Annotated in this window: 21 protein-coding genes; 11 read left to right on the top strand and 10 right to left on the bottom strand. The window is 65.4% G+C overall.

Annotation, left to right across the window (positions count from 1 at the left end; translation table 11 throughout):
* Positions 1–23: 23 nt before the first annotated feature.
* Complete coding sequence (locus GGD63_RS36120) at positions 24–758, top strand: CpaD family pilus assembly protein (protein ID WP_183249490.1); 735 nt, start codon at positions 24–26, stop codon at positions 756–758.
* On the top strand, positions 755–2044 hold the full coding sequence (locus tag GGD63_RS36125) for an AAA family ATPase (protein ID WP_183249492.1): 1290 nt from the start codon (positions 755–757) through the stop codon (positions 2042–2044). Before GGD63_RS36120 ends, GGD63_RS36125 begins: the two co-directional genes overlap by 4 nt.
* A gap of 30 nt (positions 2045–2074) precedes the next feature.
* Here GGD63_RS36125 and GGD63_RS36130 read toward each other — a convergent pair whose 3' ends face one another.
* A complete protein-coding gene (locus GGD63_RS36130) occupies positions 2075–2863 on the bottom strand; it encodes a tetratricopeptide repeat protein (RefSeq protein ID WP_183249494.1) in 789 nt (262 codons plus the stop codon).
* 79 nt (positions 2864–2942) lie between these two features.
* Positions 2943–3188, bottom strand: coding sequence for a PilZ domain-containing protein (locus GGD63_RS36135; protein ID WP_130364001.1), 246 nt, complete (start codon positions 3186–3188; stop codon positions 2943–2945).
* Between the two features lie 225 nt (positions 3189–3413).
* Between GGD63_RS36135 and GGD63_RS36140 the strand changes: the two genes are divergently transcribed.
* The 5 genes from GGD63_RS36140 (at position 3414) to GGD63_RS36160 (ending at position 9724) form a co-directional block, all read left to right on the top strand.
* Positions 3414–4952, top strand: a complete 1539-nt coding sequence (locus tag GGD63_RS36140) for a YifB family Mg chelatase-like AAA ATPase (protein WP_183249496.1) — start codon at positions 3414–3416, stop codon at positions 4950–4952.
* Positions 4953–5050: 98 nt separating this feature from the next.
* Positions 5051–5524, top strand: coding sequence for a hypothetical protein (locus GGD63_RS36145; protein ID WP_183249498.1), 474 nt, complete (start codon positions 5051–5053; stop codon positions 5522–5524).
* Positions 5525–5643: 119 nt separating this feature from the next.
* A complete protein-coding gene (locus GGD63_RS36150; protein ID WP_183249500.1) occupies positions 5644–7869 on the top strand; it encodes an ATP-binding protein in 2226 nt (741 codons plus the stop codon).
* A gap of 99 nt (positions 7870–7968) precedes the next feature.
* Complete coding sequence (locus tag GGD63_RS36155) at positions 7969–8598, top strand: histidine phosphatase family protein (protein ID WP_183249502.1); 630 nt, start codon at positions 7969–7971, stop codon at positions 8596–8598.
* Between the two features lie 79 nt (positions 8599–8677).
* Positions 8678–9724 carry an AI-2E family transporter gene (locus GGD63_RS36160; protein WP_183249503.1) on the top strand — a complete coding sequence of 349 codons (1047 nt, stop codon included), beginning with the start codon at positions 8678–8680 and terminating at the stop codon, positions 9722–9724.
* Positions 9725–9740: 16 nt separating this feature from the next.
* Here the strand turns inward: GGD63_RS36160 and GGD63_RS36165 are convergent, their stop codons facing one another.
* From GGD63_RS36165 to hisB, 8 genes are all read right to left on the bottom strand, one after another.
* Positions 9741–9980 carry a hypothetical protein gene (locus GGD63_RS36165; protein WP_183249505.1) on the bottom strand — a complete coding sequence of 80 codons (240 nt, stop codon included), beginning with the start codon at positions 9978–9980 and terminating at the stop codon, positions 9741–9743.
* Between the two features lie 101 nt (positions 9981–10081).
* Positions 10082–11038, bottom strand: coding sequence for a type I pantothenate kinase (gene coaA, locus GGD63_RS36170; RefSeq protein WP_183249507.1), 957 nt, complete (start codon positions 11036–11038; stop codon positions 10082–10084).
* A gap of 24 nt (positions 11039–11062) precedes the next feature.
* On the bottom strand, positions 11063–11386 hold the full coding sequence (locus GGD63_RS36175; protein ID WP_183249509.1) for a phosphoribosyl-ATP diphosphatase: 324 nt from the start codon (positions 11384–11386) through the stop codon (positions 11063–11065).
* Between the two features lie 77 nt (positions 11387–11463).
* On the bottom strand, positions 11464–12237 hold the full coding sequence (gene hisF, locus GGD63_RS36180; protein ID WP_018646048.1) for an imidazole glycerol phosphate synthase subunit HisF: 774 nt from the start codon (positions 12235–12237) through the stop codon (positions 11464–11466).
* A gap of 10 nt (positions 12238–12247) precedes the next feature.
* Positions 12248–12982, bottom strand: a complete 735-nt coding sequence (gene hisA / locus GGD63_RS36185; RefSeq protein WP_183249511.1) for a 1-(5-phosphoribosyl)-5-[(5-phosphoribosylamino)methylideneamino]imidazole-4-carboxamide isomerase — start codon at positions 12980–12982, stop codon at positions 12248–12250.
* Complete coding sequence (hisH, locus tag GGD63_RS36190) at positions 12979–13629, bottom strand: imidazole glycerol phosphate synthase subunit HisH (protein WP_183249512.1); 651 nt, start codon at positions 13627–13629, stop codon at positions 12979–12981. The genes hisA and hisH overlap by 4 nt, the downstream gene beginning before the upstream one ends.
* Positions 13626–14156 (bottom strand): DUF2628 domain-containing protein, encoded by a 531-nt coding sequence (locus tag GGD63_RS36195; protein WP_183249514.1) that lies wholly within the window; start codon positions 14154–14156, stop codon positions 13626–13628. Before GGD63_RS36195 ends, hisH begins: the two co-directional genes overlap by 4 nt.
* A 65-nt stretch (positions 14157–14221) precedes the next feature.
* Positions 14222–14815 carry an imidazoleglycerol-phosphate dehydratase HisB gene (gene hisB, locus GGD63_RS36200; protein WP_183249516.1) on the bottom strand — a complete coding sequence of 198 codons (594 nt, stop codon included), beginning with the start codon at positions 14813–14815 and terminating at the stop codon, positions 14222–14224.
* A gap of 192 nt (positions 14816–15007) precedes the next feature.
* On the opposite strand from hisB, the gene hslV reads away from it, so the two are divergent.
* From hslV to hslU, 4 genes are read left to right on the top strand one after another with little or no spacing between them, the layout of a single operon-like run.
* On the top strand, positions 15008–15568 hold the full coding sequence (gene hslV / locus GGD63_RS36205; protein WP_183249518.1) for an ATP-dependent protease subunit HslV: 561 nt from the start codon (positions 15008–15010) through the stop codon (positions 15566–15568).
* Between the two features lie 3 nt (positions 15569–15571).
* The gene (locus GGD63_RS36210) at positions 15572–16057 is read left to right on the top strand and encodes a GNAT family N-acetyltransferase (protein ID WP_183249520.1); all 486 of its coding nucleotides are present in this window, start codon (positions 15572–15574) and stop codon (positions 16055–16057) included.
* The gene (locus tag GGD63_RS36215; protein WP_183249522.1) at positions 16054–16686 is read left to right on the top strand and encodes a DUF2585 domain-containing protein; all 633 of its coding nucleotides are present in this window, start codon (positions 16054–16056) and stop codon (positions 16684–16686) included. The genes GGD63_RS36210 and GGD63_RS36215 overlap by 4 nt, the downstream gene beginning before the upstream one ends.
* 49 nt (positions 16687–16735) lie before the next feature.
* Positions 16736–18040 (top strand): ATP-dependent protease ATPase subunit HslU, encoded by a 1305-nt coding sequence (hslU, locus tag GGD63_RS36220; protein ID WP_183249524.1) that lies wholly within the window; start codon positions 16736–16738, stop codon positions 18038–18040.
* Positions 18041–18247: the final 207 nt, after the last annotated feature.

Raw genomic sequence — 18247 nt, forward strand, 5'->3', positions numbered from 1 at the left:
ACGGGGCAAGAGGGGATCAAGCGATGACAAACACGACAGCCGATCGACGTCGCGGCTTAAGTATCGCGCTGGCGCTGACGGGGCTCTCCGTCATGCTCGGCGCCTGCAACACCACCGGCGAGATCGTCACCCAGTCGGTGCCGACCGACTACCGCCAGCGCCACCCGATCGCGGTGCAGGAGGGCAAGAAGTCGGTCGTGATCTTCGTCGGCAAGGCGCGCGGCGGCCTCTCGGACGCGCAGCACACCGACGTCGCGGGCATCGCCAGGGACTGGGTGCGCGAAGGCACCGGCTCCGTCGTCGTCGACGTGCCGACCGACACCGCGAATTCGCGCGCTGCCGCGGCGACCTATCAGGAAATCCGTTCCGTGTTGGCCTCCGGCGGCGTGCCGTCGCGCGCCATCGTCAAGCATCCCTATCGGCCCGAGGATCCCGGCCTGCTGCCCACCATCCGCCTCAGCTATTCCAGGATCGCCGCGGTCGCCGGCCCCTGCGGCCTGTGGCCGGAGGACATCGGGCCGTCCATCCTCGACCCCGGCTACAACGAGAACCACCCGTACTTCAATCTGGGCTGCGCCAGCCAGCGCAACCTCGCGGCGATGATCGACAATCCTGCTGACCTCGAGCAGCCGCGTTCGGAAACACCGGCTTACACCGCGCGGCGCGACATCGCCTTCGAGCGCTATCGCAAGGGCACCCCGATCGCCACCCCCAGTCCCGACGCCGAGAAGGCCAAACTCAGCGACACAGGCAAATGACAGGCTTCAACGACGAAGAGGCGGACGATCCGCGGCACCCCGAGGAACACATTGCACCGGTTCCTCGCATCTCCGTGCAGGCCTTTTGCGAGACCGACCAGACGCTCAAGGCGGTGACCGCGGCGGGCGAGGATCGCCGGCTCGCCAAGGCGCATCTCACCGCCAAGGACGGCGGCTTAGCTGCGGCGATCGAAGCCTATGAATCGATGCCGACACCGAACGTGATCGTGATCGAATCCGACGGCACGCGCGACATCCTCGAAGGTCTCGACGATCTCGCCGGCGTCTGCGATCCCGGCACCCGCGTGGTCGTGATCGGCAGTCCCAGCGACACCGCGCCCTATCGCGAGCTGGTGCGGCGCGGCGTCAACGACTACGTGGTCGGCCCGGTCGAAACACTCGACGTGGTCCGCTCGATCTGCAGCCTGTTCTCGGCGTCCGAAGCCATCATCACCGGCCGCGTCATCGCGGTGGTCGGCGCCAAGGGCGGCGTCGGCGCCTCCACCGTCGCGCACAACGTCGCCTGGACCATCGCCCGCGACCTTTCGCTCGATTCCGTCGTGATCGATCTCGACCTCGCCTTCGGCACCGCGGGTCTCGATTACAACCAGGACCCGGCGCAGGGCATCGCCAATGCGGTGCTGTCGCAGGACCGGCCCGACACCGCGCTGATGGAGCGCCTGCTCGCCAAATGCACCGAGCGCCTCAGCCTGCTCGCCGCGCCTGCCACCCTCGACCGCGTCTATGATTTCGGCGCCGAAGCGTTCGACGCGGTGTTCGACACGCTGCGCATGACGACGCCCTGCATCGTGCTCGACGTTCCCCACCAATGGTCCGCCTGGACCAAGCGTGCGCTGGTCAATGCCGATGACATCGTGATCGTGGCCGAGCCCGATCTCGCCAACCTGCGCAACACCAGGAACATGCTGAGCGTGCTGAAGACGGCACGCCCCAATGACCGGCCACCGCTATACTGCATCAACCAGGTCGGCATGCACAAGCGCGCCGAGATCGAGGTCAAGGCGTTCGCCAAGACCATGGAGAGCCAGCCGATCGCGGTGATCCCGTTCGATTCGAAACTGTTCTCGACCGCGGCCAATAACGGCCAGATGATCGCGGAGGTCGCCAAGAACCACCGCACCACCGCGCTGTTCCAGACCATGGCCAACCGCCTCGCCGGGCGCGGCGAGGTGAAGAAGCCGAAGCGCTCGCTGCTCGCACCGCTCCTGAAGAAGCTGAAGGGCCGCTCGGGCCGCGGATCCGCCCCGCATCGCAAGGCGTCGTAGGTTTCGCGTCCAGAAAACGCGGCAAGCGGGCTACTTCTCGGCCCGCTGCTGCTGCTTCTTCGCCAGCAACTGGCGCAGCGCCGTGACCTTGGCCGCGGCCTGGTCCGGCGGCAGATCGCCCTTCACGAGGATTTCAGCCTCGGCCTCGCGGCCTTGCAATCCCAGCACGAGCGCGAGATTTGCACGGATCCGCACATCGTTCTGATTGCGCTGATAGGCGCGGCCGAGCACCTGTTCGGCCCGCGGCAGATTGTTCTGGAGCATGTAGGACAGGCCGAGATTGGACAGAACCTGCGGCTCGTCAGGCACGATCTTCAAGGCGCTCGCGTAATATTGCTGCGCCTCCTCGTTGCGGCCGAGCTGATCGAGCGCCGCGCCCTGCGCCGACAGGATCCGCCAGTCGGGATCCTCGGGCGAATGCGCGCGGCCCAGGACGTCGAAGGCCTGCTGGAAATTGCCGTTGTCGGCGAGCGCGCGGCCGTAGCCGGCGAGCAGCGCCTTGTTGCTGGGATGGGCGAGCACGGCCTGCTCGAGCACCGCGACCGCCTGGGCGCGCTGGCCGCTGTCGCGCAGCGCCTTGCCGTATTCGATCGCAATTGCGGGATCGCTGGGCTTGGCGCGATAGCGCTCGCGCAGCGCGTCCATGTCCGACCTGACGTCAGCCTTGGCGTCGGCCTTGCCGGCTGTTTCCGATTTGCCACCGAGCGCGCCGGTGACGTCCTCGAGGCTCGTCGTCTGACAGCCGCCGAGGGCAAGCACGATGAGCGCGGAAAGCAGAAATCTCGCCGGGGGAAAGGCGAGGGAAGAACGCTTGGACATACTCTGATCACTCGGCAACTGATCAGAGATGCTTACCGATTAACGCTAAAGTCCCGTTAAGGACGCGTATCGATTGGACTTAGTCGGTGAATTCCGCACCGAATTCGCAACCGATGCGCCAGCGCAGGCGGCACTGGCGCGAATAGTCCGGCGCGAAGATGATGGTGAATTGCGGCGGCACTTCCAGAAATTCCGCCACGACTTTCACGCCCCCGTCCGAGATATCCGTAATCGTGCAGTCCCTGGGCAGCGAGCCCGCGCCAAAATGAATCTTGGCGAGCCGGCTGCACACCCGACGTTCGCTTCTCCGGCGATTTACCAGCATCTTGCTTATTCACTTGTTAGATCACGGCCCATCCCGCAGCCCTAGGAGTAGCGGACATTCGTTGGAATGTGCTGATGACAGAAGCTCGCATTCGAAACGCAGTGTCGGCATCGCGTTGACGATTGGTTAGGGCTTGCGCGGCCCCGGAAATGTTCCCGTAATGTTCTTGCGCATCGCGTCCTCCCCTGCTACCCTTGATTGTGCAAGAGGGCAGGCTGGTTCGACATGGTTCAACGGGTTTCTACCGTCGCCTTTGAGGGGATCGAGGCCCGCGCGGTCGACGTGCAGGTGCAGGTCGCGCCAGGCCTGCCGGCCTTTGCCATCGTCGGCCTGCCTGACAAGGCGGTGTCGGAGGCGCGCGAGCGGGTGCGCGCGGCGCTGATCGCCTCTGGCCTCGCGCTGCCGGCGCGGCGGATCATCGTCAATCTGGCGCCTGCCGACCTGCCGAAGGAAGGCAGCCATTACGACCTGCCGATCGCACTCGGCCTGATGGCGGCGATCGGCGCGATCCCGCCGGATGCGCTGACCGGCTTCACCGTGCTCGGCGAGCTCGGCCTCGATGGCTCGATCGCGCCGGTGGCGGGGGTGCTCCCCGCCGCGATCGGCGCCAATCAGCGCGAGGAAGGCTTGATCTGCCCGGCGGCCTGCGGCTCGGAGGCGGCGTGGGCAAGCCCTGATATCCAGATCATCGCAGCACAATCGCTGATCCAGATCGCCAACCACTTCAAGGGCACGCAGGTGCTGTCGCGGCCCTCTCCTAGAGTGCACGAGGCCGCCGCCTCAAAGCTCGACCTGCGCGACATCAAGGGCCAGGAAAGCGCCAAGCGCGCGCTGGAGATCGCAGCCGCCGGCGGGCACCATTTGCTGATGATCGGCGCGCCCGGCGCCGGCAAATCGATGCTGGCGGCGCGCCTGCCCTCGATCCTGCCACCGCTGTCGCCGGGCGAGCTGCTCGAAGTCTCGATGATCGCCTCCGTGGCCGGCGAGATCGAGGGCGGCGCGCTGACCTCGCGGCGGCCGTTCCGCTCGCCGCATCACTCCGCCAGCATGGCCGCGCTCACCGGCGGCGGCATGCGCGCCAGGCCCGGCGAGATCTCGCTCGCGCATCAGGGCGTGCTGTTCCTCGACGAATTGCCGGAGTTCGATCCGCGCGTGCTGGATTCGCTGCGCCAGCCGCTGGAGAACGGCGAGGTCTCCGTGTCCCGCGCCAATCACCGCGTCACCTACCCTGCACGCTTCATGCTGGTCGCGGCGATGAATCCCTGCCGCTGCGGCAACGCCTTCGAGCCCGGCTATGCCTGCAAGCGCGGCCGCATCGACCGCTGCACGTCCGACTACCAGGCCCGCATCTCCGGCCCGCTGATGGATCGCATCGACCTGCGCATCGAGGTGCCGGCCGTGACCGCGGCCGATCTGATCCTGCCGCCGGCGGCAGAGGGCTCGGCCGAGGTCGCCGCACGCGTGGCCGCGGCGCGCGACATCCAGCTCGCGCGTTACACTGAAGCGGGCCTGCCCAACATCCGCACCAACGCCGAAGCGCCCGCCTCCGTGCTGGAGGAGATCGCAAAGCCCGACGCGCAAGGCGCCAAGCTGCTGCGCGATGCCGCCGAGACCATGCGGCTGTCGGCGCGCGGCTATCACCGCGTGCTGCGGGTGGCGCGGACGCTCGCCGATCTCGATCACGCCGACAAGATCGGCCGGCTGCATCTCGCCGAGGCGCTGTCCTACCGCGCACTCGCGGAGGATGTGCGCCAGATGGCGTGATCATTCCGCGCGTCAACCCGGCGGTAACGAGTTTCCTTTACCCTCTGCAAACCATAAGGCCCAACGAATTCTCAAAAGGGCCCGGCGAGTAGAGTGTCATGTTGCGTTTCAATATCCTGGCCTCGGTCGTTCCCCTGTTGGCGGCTGCCGTGTTTGCCCGCGGCGAGATCGGATCGGTCTCGCATCCCTGCATCGCCCTGGGCGAAACCTCCGTCGAGCTGACATCCCTGTTCTGGACCGCCGGCGTCCACGTCGCCTTCACCGACGATCCCGCGCGGGCCACAGTGCGGGTCCAGATCACCGACGATGCGGACGCGGCGGACTTCGCGGTGGTGGACGACGGTCTCGGTTCCGAGACCGACTCCTGCCAGGCCAATCCGGCCAACCGTCTCGTCACGATTGCCGCGCAGCCGGTCGACGGCGGACCGGTGATCTATCTCTCGACTGACGGGCCCGCCGATTACCGCATCTATGTGCGATCGAAGACGTTCTCGCAGCGCGAGGCGGCGGCGCTGATCGTCGGTGCCCATAACGGCCACCGCCCGTTCCCACTCCAGGCCGCCTCGCTCTAGGCCGTTAACACCTCGTCAACCCTGTTTGGAGGCGGCTTCAAAGCCTCAAGCTGTTCGCAAGGTCGGCGCGACATCGTCGCACGCGGCGGTAGTGGGGTTTCAGACAAGGGTCGGTGGCGATGGGTCGGACGTTCCGGATCAAGGTGCGCATGCGCCGCTTCAGGCGGCAGCATCCGAGAATCGCCTTCGCGATCCGCTCCTTCATGATCTTCTCGGCGACGTTCGGCGGCGCCTATGGCTTCGTCTCCGGCAGCCGCTCGGAAAATTCCGGCTACGATCCCAACGCCTTTGCGATCGGCGCGAGCTTCTTGTTCGCCCTCGCCTGCCTGGGCCTTGCCACGCTCAGCATGCGGCTGCGTTTCGTCAACAAGCGGATGCGCACCCTCGCCGCCCACAACGAGGTGCTGATCGACCGCAATTGGGAGCTGAAGGAAGCCGAAGAGCGCGCCCGCAGCCTGTTCGAGCAGCAGGGCGACCTGATCGTGCTGCGCGACCATCAGGGCCGCATCACCTTCGCCAACGACGCCTATTGCGCGCTCGCGGGACAGGCGCGCGGCGCGCTTGTCGGCACGCGTTTCGATTTCGACGTGCTGGAGCAGGGCGACAGCGCCCGCGAAAGCAACGGCACGCGCATCCACGACCAGAAGATCACCACACCGCACGGCGCGCGCTGGATCGCCTGGCGCGAAGGTTACGTGCGGCTCGACGCCGGCCAGGCGGCCGAACTGCAGAGCGTCGGACGCGACGTCACCGATCGCACCGAGACCGAGCGTGCGCTGTCGGAGGCGCGCGACCAGGCCGATGCTGCCAACCGCGCCAAGTCGCGCTTCCTGGCGATGGCCTCGCACGAGATCCGCACCCCCCTGAACGGCATCATCGGCATGGGCGGCCTCTTGCTCGACACCAATCTGACGCCGGAGCAGGCGACCTATGCGAGGGCGGTGAAGACCTCGGGCGAAGCGCTGATGGCGCTGATCGAGGAGCTGCTCGACTATTCCAAGATCGAGGCCGGCAAGCTCGACCTCGAGCAGCGTCCGTTCGCGCTCTCGACCCTGATCGAGGAGATCACCGAGCTGCTGGCGCCGCGTGCGCAGGCCAAGCAGTTCGAGATCGCCGCCTATGTCGACGAGCGCCTGCCGCTGGAGGTGGTCGGCGACGCCGCACGGCTGCGCCAGGTGCTGCTCAACCTCGCCGGCAATGCCATCAAATTCACCGCGAGCGGCGGCGTCGCGCTGATCGTCGAGCCCGGCATCTGGCCGAACGAGATCAGCTTCCTGGTCCGCGACACCGGCATCGGCATTGCAGCCGAGGCGCAGCAGCGCATCTTCCGCGAGTTCGAGCAGGCCGACGAGCGCGTCGCCCGCACCTATGGCGGCACCGGGCTTGGGCTCGCCATCAGCGAACGCATCGTCAAGCGCATGGGCGGCCGGATCACGCTGACCAGCGAGCCGGGCAAGGGCGCGACCTTCGAGGTCGCAGTGCCGCTCGCACCGTCGCAAGGAAGCACGGGGCAGACGACGTTCCCGAGCCCTGACCTCTCAGGCAAGTCGATCCTCCTGATCGCCGAGGGCATCGAGGCCTCGCTGATCGCGCGGCGCCTGGAGCGCTGGGGCGGTCAGACCTGCCTGGTGACGGACGCCACTGTCGCGGAAGCGCTGCTGCCGGAACGCTCCTGGCATGCGGTGCTGGTCGATCGCGCCATCGGTCCTGCCATCGCGGACCGGCTGGGCGAAGCCGCCCGCGCGCATGCGCCGCAACGGCTGGTGCTGCTAACGTCGAGCTCGCGCCATGAGAAGCTCTCGCCGGCCTTCACCGGCTTCCTGGTGAAGCCGCTGCGCGCCGCCTCGCTCGCCGCACGCCTGGCGCTGGCGCCGGAGATCCCCTCGCCCGACCTCGCGCCGGAACCGCCGGGTGACTCCACGCGCGCAGCGCCGCCGAAAGTCCTGTCGATCCTCGTCGCCGAAGACAATGAGATCAACGCGCTGCTGATGCGCTCGCTGCTGACGAAACTCGGCCATCGCGTCGTCATCGCCGTCCATGGCGAGGCCGCGCTGGAATCCTGGCTCGCCGCTGCATCGGCCGGCACGCCCTACGATCTCGTGCTGATGGATATCCAGATGCCGCAGCTCGACGGCATCGAGGCGACCAAACGCATCCGCGCCCATGAGGCCGCCACCGGCGGCCATAACACGCCGATCCTGGCGCTTACCGCCAATACGCTGGCGGAGGATCGCTACGCCTGCTTTGAGGCAGGCATGAACGGCTTCCTGATCAAGCCGCTCGATCGGGACAAGCTCGACGAGGCACTGGCCGGCCTCGCGGCGTCACGGCATCTGGCGATCTAATCCATTCGCGGGAACCTCGGCCCGGTCGACTATCAGTAATTGAAATCGATCGCCTTGCGCGTCACCATGCCTGGGGGCGCGCTATCGAGGATTTCGCACATGAACGTGCTTTGCCGCCTCGCACTCATTGTTCTCTTCGCTGGCATTTCCCAACGCGCCGCAGCCGACACGCCGGACCTCATCGCATCGCTGCAGCAAGGCGGCTACGTTCTCCTCTTTCGGCACACTGCCACCGATGACAGTCAAAAGGACGTCTATCCCTTCAAGTTCGACGACATGGGCGCCCAGCGTCAGCTCAGTGAAAAGGGCAGGGATGCGGCGCGCCAGATCGGGGCGGCGATCAGGGAGCTCGCGATTCCGATCGGCGATGTCTACACCAGCCGGCTGAACCGTGCGATCGAGGCCGGCAAGCTGATCTCCGGCCGCGAGGTCAAGCCGGTCGATGCGTTGACGGACAGCAGCAACGCCAGTGCATCGGGGATGGCAAACCCGACCAGTGCAAATGCCAAAGCGGGCCAGGCCGTACGTCAACTCGTCGATACGCCGCCGAAGCCCGGCACCAACACCTTCCTGATCACGCACAAGACGAACATCGCCGATGCCTTCGGCAAGGAGGCCGGCGACGTGCAGGAAGGCGAAGCTTTCGTCTACAGGTGCGGCAGCTCGGGCCCCGCCACCTTTGCAGGACGCATCAAGCTCGCGGATTGGAACGCGAAAGCGGGCAAGTGACGGGACCGCGACTTGCCGCTCCGCCACGATCTTGTGATACCGATGTCGTGTGACACGCGACTAAGAGGCTGGCGAACACGTGAGAACATCGGAAGACCGCTCATTCCTCATCCTGCTTGCCGCGATCTCCGTTGCGTTCGGTTGGGTGCTTTGGCCGTTCTCTGGAGCATTGCTGTGGGCCACGCTGCTGGCGATCATCTTCGCACCGCTCTATCGACGCGCGCTGAAAACCCTCCCGGGAAGGCACAACCTCGCCGCCCCATTCACTGTCGTCGTCGTGCTCGTCATGGTGCTGATCCCCGTGGCGATCGTCATCGCTTCGCTTGTCGAGCAGGGAGGGGAGCTGTATCAGCGCGTTCAGAGTGGGGAGATCAGTTTCGCTCATCACCTGCAGCGGCTGAAATCCGCGCTGCCTGACTGGGCTGCTTCCATCTCTGACCGCCTGGCCGGCATCGATCTTTCGGCCCTGAAGGAACGCCTGTCGAGCCTGGTCGTCCCCGCCGGCCAACAGCTGGCCGGGCATGCTTTCAACATCGGTCAGCTGACGCTGGAGTTCGTCGCAAGCCTGCTCGTGATGCTGTACCTGCTGTTCTTCCTGCTGCGCGACGGTGACAAGCTCAACACGCGCATCCGCGACGCGCTCCCGCTGCATCCGAGCCACACCGCCGAAATTCTCGATGCCTTCACCCTCACGGTGCGCGGGACGATCAACGGCATCGTCCTCGTGGCCCTGATTCAGGGGACGCTTGGCGGACTGATCTTCTGGCTGCTCGGCCTGACTGCGCCGCTGCTGGCGGGCGCTCTGATGGCACTGCTCTCGCTCCTGCCCGTGCTCGGCTCCGCCCTGGTCTGGGTTCCGGCCGGACTCTACCTGCTCGTGGCAGGCGCAGTCACAAAGGGAATAATCCTGCTCGCGTTCGGTACTTTCGTGATTGGTCTTGCGGACAATTTTCTCCGCCCTGTCCTGGTCGGCCAGTCGATCCGAATGCCAAGCTACATTGTGCTGCTTGCCACCCTGGGCGGCCTTGCAACTTTCGGCGCGAACGGCTTCGTCATCGGCCCGCTCGTCGCCGCAATGTTTCTGACGACGTGGCACATCTTCGCCGGCTCGAAAGCGCAGCAGTAGGTCCGGAAACGATCAGTTATGCGGCAGAAGCCGTAGACCGCGGCGTCGCGAGCTTGCCAACCGGCGGTACGTCTGCCTTGAAGATGGTCTCGGTCTGCGCTGCGCGCTTGCAATGCGGGCACACGAAGAGATGCGCAATGATCGGGGTCGGCTCGTCCGCGAGCAGTTCGGAGCGGAACCACTTCATCTCGATATGGCAGTCGGGGCAGGTCGGCGCTTCAAGCCGCTCTGCAGCGCTTCTGAGACGATCAACCATGGTGCCTCCCGCCGTTTTTGAAGTATAGCGGAAGACCCGTTATCGGTCTGCAACAAAAGACACTTTCGCCGGGCCAGCCAGGGCCCATCTCACCGGCGCGGCTACAGCCGCCTGAGCGCCACGCTCTCCACCACGTGGTCGGCGCCCTTCTTCAGGATGAGCGTCGCGCGCGGGCGGGTGGGCAGGATGTTGTCCTCGAGATTGGCGAGGTTGGTGCGCTCCCAGATCGCGGTGGCCGTCGCGGTGGCTTCCTCGTCCGAGAGCAGGGCGTAGCGGTTGAAATAGGATTTTGGATTGGTGAACGCGGTGTCGCGCAGCGCCAGGAAGCGCTTGATGTACCACCGCCGCAGCGCCGCCTCGTCGGCGTCGATATAGACCGAGAAGTCGAAGAAGTCGGAGACGACGGGCACCGCCTTGCCGTCGCGCGGCAGCTTGCCGGTCTGCAGCACATTGACCCCCTCGACGATCAGGATGTCCGGCTGGTCGATCTCGGCCCACTGGTTCGGCACGATGTCGTAGGTCAGATGCGAATAGACCGGCGCGCGGACATGGCGGCGTCCCGACTTGATGTCGGAGAGAAAGCCGAGCAGCAGCGGCAGGTCGTAGCTTTCAGGGAAACCCTTCTTCTGCATGATGCCCTGCCGGTCGAGCACGGCATTGGGATACAGAAAACCGTCGGTCGTGATCAGGTCGACCTTCGGACGCGGCGACCAGCGCGCCAGCAGCGCCTGAAGCACGCGGGCCGTGGTGGACTTTCCGACCGCGACCGAACCGGCGACGCCGATGATATAGGGCACCTTGCGGTCGCGAATGTTGAGGAACTGGCGCTCCGAATAATACAGGCGCTGCATCGCATCGACGTAGATCGACAACAGGCGCGAGAGCGGCAGGTAGATGTCCTCGACCTCCTGCAAGTCGAGGCGATCATGCAGCGAGCGCAGCCGGTCGAATTCGCCCGGCTCCAGCGTCATCGGCGTATCGTCGCGCAAGCGCGCCCACTGCTCGCGCGTATAAACGCGGTAGGGATTATACTGCTGCTCGGGTGCGCGGATATCCATGACGCCGCCTTTCCGTTGCCTCAATCAATCGCTTTTGCGCGACGCCTTTTCTTCCAACCCTGACATCGAGGTGCGCTTGCCCAGCGCGGCCTCGACCTCTTCCAGCTTTATGCCGCGTGCCTTCAAAAGCACAAGCAAATGATAGAGCAGATCGGCGCTCTCGGCGATCAGATGCGCGCGATCGTTTTCGACTGCTGCGATTACGGTTTCGACTGCTTCCTCACCGAACTTCTTGGCGCAATGCTCGGCGCCCTTGTCCAGGAGCTTGCGGGTATAGGAGGCCTCGCCGCCGGCCGCGGCGCGGGCGTCGATGGTCTCGGCCAGGTCGTGGATCGTGAAACGCGACATCGGACTTACTCAGAAACACATGAGGCCACGGAGGCCATTCCCGCCGGCTTGTGTAGCATTTCTACGAACGGGAGTCGTCAGGCATCCAGGCGCATCGGCAGCCCGCGCCGGGCCATGTGCTCCTTGGCTTCGCGGATGGTGAATTCCCCGAAGTGGAAGATCGAGGCGGCCAGGACGGCTGTGGCGTGCCCGTCTCGGATACCGTCGACGAGGTGGTCGAGATTGCCGACGCCGCCCGAGGCGATCACGGGAACGGGAACGCTGTCGGCGATCGCGCGGGTCAGCGGAATGTCGAAACCCTGCCGCGTGCCGTCGCGATCCATCGAAGTGAGCAGGATTTCACCGGCGCCGAGCGAGACCACCTCCTGGGCATATTCAATCGCATCGATGCCGGTGGAATTGCGCCCGCCATGGGTAAAGATCTCCCAGCGGTCGCCGCCCGGGCGCTTGACGCGCTTGGCGTCGATCGCGACCACCACGCACTGCTCGCCGAATTTTTCGGCAGCTTCCTTGACGAACTCGCGCCGCGACACCGCCGCGCTGTTGATCGAGACCTTGTCGGCGCCGGCGCGCAGCAGCGTCTTGATGTCGTTGACCTCACGCACGCCGCCACCGACGGTGACAGGCATGAAGCAGGCCTCCGCCGTGCGCCGGACCACGTCCAGCATGATGCCGCGGTTCTCATGGGTCGCCGTGATGTCGAGGAAGGTCAGCTCGTCGGCGCCGGCGGCGTCATAGGCGATCGCGGCCTCGACGGGATCGCCGGCATCGCGCAGATCGACGAAGTTGACGCCCTTGACGACGCGGCCGTCCTTGACGTCGAGGCAGGGGATCACGCGCACCTTGAACATCTGATGTCTCCTAGGCGCGCGCGTTGCGGATCAGGGTGAGGGCGGCGGCGGGATCGAGCCGGCCGTCATAGAGCGCACGGCCCGCAATCGCGCCGGCGAGCTTCCTGGCGCGCGGCGTCAGCATCGCTTTGACATCCTCGATCGAGGCGAGGCCGCCGGAGGCGATCACGGGGATCGAGATGGCGTCGGCCAGCGCGATGGTCGCATCCAGGTTCAGACCCTTGAGCAGGCCGTCGCGCGCGATGTCGGTGAAGATGATGGCGGCGACGCCGGCATCTTCAAAACGCTTGGCGATCTCGAGCACCATCACCTGCGAGGTCTCGGCCCAGCCTTCGACCGCGACCTTGCCGTCGCGGGCATCGAGGCCCACGGCCACGCGGCCGGGGAATTGCTTCGCAGCAGACTTCACCAGTTCGGGATCACGGACTGCGGCGGTGCCGATGATGACGCGGGTGATGCCCTTGTCGAGCCAGGCTTCGACAGTCTTGAGATCGCGAATGCCGCCGCCGAGCTGCACCGGAATCTTGATCGTCTTCAGCATCGCCTCGACGGCCTCAGCATTCACCGGCTTGCCCGCGAAGGCGCCGTCGAGATCGACGACGTGGAGATATTCAAAGCCCTGCTCGGCAAAGCTCTGCGCCTGGGCCGCGGGATTGAGATTGAACACGGTCGCGCGCGCCATGTCGCCTTGCTCGAGGCGCACGCATTGGCCGTTCTTGAGATCGATCGCAGGAAAGAGAATCACGGTTTCCATCGCAAGAAGTTCGAGATCAGAGCCAGGCCGAAACGCTGGCTCTTCTCGGGGTGGAATTGGGTGCCGATGGCGGTGTCCTTCGCGACGATCGCGGTGACAGGCCCGCCGTAATCGGCGCGCGCGAGCACGTCCGCCTCGCTGGCGGGATTGAGATGATAGGAGTGCACGAAATAGGCGTGCTGGCCCTTCGGGCCGAGCGGCAGCTTGTTCAGCACCGGATGCTCCCTGAGCACCTCGAGTGTATTCCAGCCCATGTGCGGGATCTTCAGGCTTTCATCGCGCGGCGTGATCTTCTCGACGTCGCCGCCGATCCAGTTCAGGCCTTCTGTGATGACGTGCTCCTTGCCGCGGCTCGCCATCAGCTGCATGCCGACGCAGATGCCGAAGAACGGCCGCGCCTTGACGCGCACCGCTTCGGTGATCGCCTCGACCATGCCGTTGACCGCATCGAGGCCGCGACGGCAATCGGCGAAGGCGCCGACGCCCGGCAGCACCAGACGGTCAGCCTCGTAGGCCTGGTCCGGATCGCTGGTGACGAAGACCTTTTGCGGGGTCTCCAGGCTGCGCGCGGCGCGCTCAAAAGCCTTGGCGGCGGAATGCAGATTGCCGGAACCGTAATCGATGATGGCGACGCTCACCTTGACCCTCCCGGTTCTGGAAACAATCCAATGATGCCGCCGGCCGGAATGGGCGGCGGGTTCGAGAATTGCTGACCCGGCACGCCCCGGGTCGGCGGCGGGCCGCCGCGATCGACGGCCCATTGATCGCCAGCGATGCCGTGCTGCTTCTGGCTCCAGCGCTCGAAGAAGCGACGCTCGGCGGTGTCATGGTCGTCGGCGACGACGATGTCGAGCTGCCGCCACTTGCCGCGTGACAGCGTCCAGCGGCGCAGGCTGGAGCCCTCGAACCCCATCAGCACCGCGATGATCATATTGGCGAAGAAGATCGAGCTGCGGCCGACGCCGAGGCTGTGCAGCCCGGCATCGAACGCGCCCAGGAAGACGATCCAGCCGATCAGCGCCAGCCACAGCCGGTTCCACAGCAGCCAGATCGGGCCGAAGATCATTGCCCAGAAATGGAAGCCGTCGCGCACGAAGACGAACTTGTCGGTCGCGCGCAGATCGGCTCCGCCAGGGAAGGGAGCATGAACTGTGTAGACAGGCATGGTGATGCCCCGTTCTCGAGAATTCAGTGATGCCGCCGGCAGCGTTTCGTCAACCGACGGAGATGTCAGCCGCCGAGCGAGCCCTTGGTGGACGGGATTTCGCCCGCCGCCTTCGGATCGATCGCAACGGCGGTGCGCAGCGCCCGCGCCAGACCCTTGAAGCAGGACTCGGCGATATGATGGCTGTTATCGCCATATAGGGTCTCGACGTGGAGAGTCACGCCGGCGTTCATGGCGAAGGCCTGGAACCATTCCCGCACCAGCTCGGTGTCGAACTCGCCGATCTTGTCGCGGGGGAATTCCGCCTTGAACACCAGGAACGGGCGGCCCGAGATGTCGATGACCACGCGCGACAGCGTCTCGTCCATGGGCATGTGCACGCCGGCATAGCGGGTGATGCCCGCCATGTTGCCGAGCGCCTGCTTGACGGCCTGGCCAAGCGCGATGCCGGTGTCTTCGGTGGTATGGTGATAATCAATGTGCAGGTCGCCCACCGCCTTGACCGTGAGGTCGATGCGGGAATGGCGGGCGAGAAGATCGAGCATATGGTCGAAAAAGCCGATGCCGGTCGCGATATTGGCCACGCCGGTACCATCGAGGTTCACGGAGACCTCGATGTCGGTTTCCTTGGTCTTGCGCTTGATCGTCGCGGTGCGCATTGAAAGCTGGCTTTCATCCTAGCTTGGAGCCGAAAACGCCAGTCTATTAACAGCCAAATGACACCTTCGCTACTGCGGGAACGCCCCAACAGGGCAGCACTTCCGCCTATGGTGAGCGAAATCTAGGGCCGGAACGGCCCGTTGTGCCCTCAGCCCTGACCGCCTAAATCAGGCCGGACAACGAGGTATTTCATGCAGAATTCCCAGAACAGCTCGCCGGTCTGGCACGGCACCACGATTTTGACGGTCCGCAAGGGCGGCAAGGTGGTGGTCGGCGGCGACGGCCAGGTCTCGATCGGCCAGACCGTGATCAAGTCCAACGCCAAAAAGGTCCGGAAACTCGGGAAGGGCGACGTGATCGGCGGCTTCGCCGGCGCCACGGCCGACGCCTTCACGCTGTTTGAACGGCTGGAATCCAAGCTCGAGCAATATCCGGGGCAGCTGACCCGGGCCGCCGTGGAGCTCGCCAAGGACTGGCGCACCGACCGCTATCTGCGGCGGCTGGAGGCCATGATGATCGTGGCCGACAAGGACGTCTCCCTGGTCCTGACCGGCACCGGCGACGTGCTCGAGCCCGAGGCCGGCGTGATGGCGATCGGCTCTGGCGGTAATTACGCGCTGGCCGCTGCCCGGGCCCTGCTCGACACCGACAAGGACGCCGAGACCATCGTCCGCCGCTCCCTCGACATCGCCGCCGACATCTGCGTCTACACCAACCGCAATGTGACCATCGAGAGCCTGCCGAGCGGCTAGGCGATGGCGCCCGCCTATGCCTTCCGCCCGATGACCGCGGCCGACCTGCCGCTGATCCGGCGGTGGCTGGGTGAAGCCCATGTGCGGGAATGGTGGGGCGATCCGGACGAGCAGCTCGCGCTGGTGAGCGGCGATCTCAATGAGCCCGCGATGGAGCAGTTCATCGTCTTGGCCGGCGACAGGCCCTTCGGCTATCTTCAGTGCTACCGCCTGACCGCCTGGAATACGGGCTTCGGGCCGCAACCGGAGGGCACGCGTGGCATCGACCAGTTCATCGGCGACAGTGACATGATCGCGCGCGGCCACGGCTCGGCGTTCATCCGCGCGTTCGTCGACGAGCAGTTGCGGCACGGCCTGCCGCGCGTCGTCACCGATCCGGATCCGCTCAACGCGCGCGCCATACGCGCATACGAGAAGGCCGGCTTCGTCCGCGACCGCATGGTCGAGACGCCGGACGGGCCGGCGCTGTTGATGGTGCGCGAAGCATGACGCTGGCCCATGCGCAGGAGAGCAAGGTCGCATTTCCACCGCTCGCCTGGGCCGGCCTCGCGCTGTTGTTGCTGGCGCTGCAAGCGGCGATCCTGTTTGCAATGGGACGCGTGCCGATCTGCACCTGCGGCTACGTCAAGCTGTGGCATGGCGTGGTGAACAGCTCGGAGAATTCCCAGCACATCGCTGACTGGTACAGTTTCTCGCACGTGCTGCACGGCTTCCTGTTCTACGGCCTGACCTGGCTGCTGTTCGCACGACTGCCATTCCTGACCTTGTCTTTTCGAAGTTTGTCCTGGCCGGCCCGGCTGATCATCGCCATGCTGATCGAGGGCGCGTGGGAGATCGTCGAGAACTCGCCCTTCATCATCGAGCGCTACCGCGCTGGCACGATCTCGCTGGACTATTACGGCGACAGCATCATCAATTCGGTCTCGGACAATCTGGCCATGATGCTCGGGTTCCTGGTCGCGCGCGTGCTGCCGGTATCTGCGACCATCCTGCTCGGCCTTGCCTTCGAGATCATGCTGGCGCTTCACATTCGCGACAATCTGACGCTGAATATCCTGATGCTGATTCATCCGATCGAGGCCGTAAAACAATGGCAATCGGGCCCGCCCATCATCTGACCTAAATTGCGGCTTGTCCTCGGCCGCCTCCCGCCCTAGCTAAACAGACATGACAGACTTCTCCCCCCGCGAAATCGTTTCCGAACTCGACCGTTTCATCGTCGGCCAAGGCGACGCCAAGCGCGCCGTCTCGATCGCGCTGCGCAACCGCTGGCGGCGGCAGCAGCTGGAAGGCTCCTTGCGCGAAGAGGTGCTGCCGAAGAACATTTTGATGATCGGCCCCACCGGTGTCGGCAAGACCGAGATCGCGCGGAGGCTCGCCAAGCTGGCGAATGCGCCGTTCCTGAAGGTGGAAGCGACGAAGTTCACCGAGGTCGGCTATGTCGGCCGCGACGTCGAGCAGATCGTGCGCGATCTCGTCGAGGTCGCGATCGCCCAGGTGCGTGAGAGGAAGCGCAAGGACGTGCAGGCGCGCGCCCAGCTCGCCGCCGAGGAGCGCGTGCTCGATGCGCTGGTCGGCGCCAATTCGAGCGCGGCGACGCGGGAATCCTTCCGCAAGAAGCTGCGCGCCGGCGAGCTCAACGACAAGGAAATCGAGATCGAGACGCAATCGTCCGGCGGCGGCATGCCGATGTTCGAGATCCCGGGCATGCCGGGCGCGCAGATGGGCGCGATCTCGATCGGCGACATCTTCGGCAAGCTCGGCGGTCGCAGCAAGACGCGGCGGCTGACGGTGGAAGGCTCGCACGAGATCCTCGTCAACGAGGAATCCGACAAGCTGCTGGACACCGAGCAGCTCACGCTGGAGGCGATCAGCGCGGTCGAGAACAACGGCATCGTGTTCCTCGACGAGATCGACAAGATCTGCGCCCGCGAGGGCCGCGTCGGCGGCGACGTCTCGCGCGAGGGCGTGCAGCGCGATCTCCTGCCGCTGATCGAAGGCACCACGGTCTCGACCAAGCATGGCGCGGTCAAGACCGACCACATCCTGTTCATTGCGTCCGGCGCCTTCCATGTCGCAAAGCCATCCGACCTCTTGCCGGAATTGCAGGGCCGCCTGCCGATCCGCGTCGAGTTGCAGGCGCTGACCCGCGACGACATGCGGCGCATCCTGACCGAGCCCGAGGCCTCGCTGATCAAGCAATATGTCGCCCTGCTGCAGACAGAGGGCGTGACGCTCGACATCACCGACAACGCCATCGACGCGCTGGCCGACGTCGCGGTGGCCGTCAATTCCACCGTCGAGAACATCGGCGCGCGGCGGCTGCAGACCGTGATGGAGCGGGTGCTGGACGAGATCTCCTTCACCGCCCCCGACCGCAACGGCGAGACCATCAAGGTCGATGCCGACTACGTGCAGAAGCACGTCGGCGACCTCGCCAAGAACGCCGATCTGAGCCGGTTCATTTTGTAATTCTTCGGGTCCGCGCTATTCATTCCGGCGTCGTCCCGGCCTAGTGCGCAATTGCGCACGGGGGCCGGGACCCATAACCACCAACGGTTATTGTTGGAAAAGATAGCGGCTCCAGCGTTGGCTCAAAACGAACATTCGTGGCTATGGGTCCCGGCCCCCCGTGCGCAATTGCGCACTAGGCCGGGGACGACGCCGACAGTTGACGCG

The sequence above is a fragment of the Bradyrhizobium sp. cir1 genome (assembly GCF_014198245.1).
Classification (GTDB): domain Bacteria; phylum Pseudomonadota; class Alphaproteobacteria; order Rhizobiales; family Xanthobacteraceae; genus Bradyrhizobium.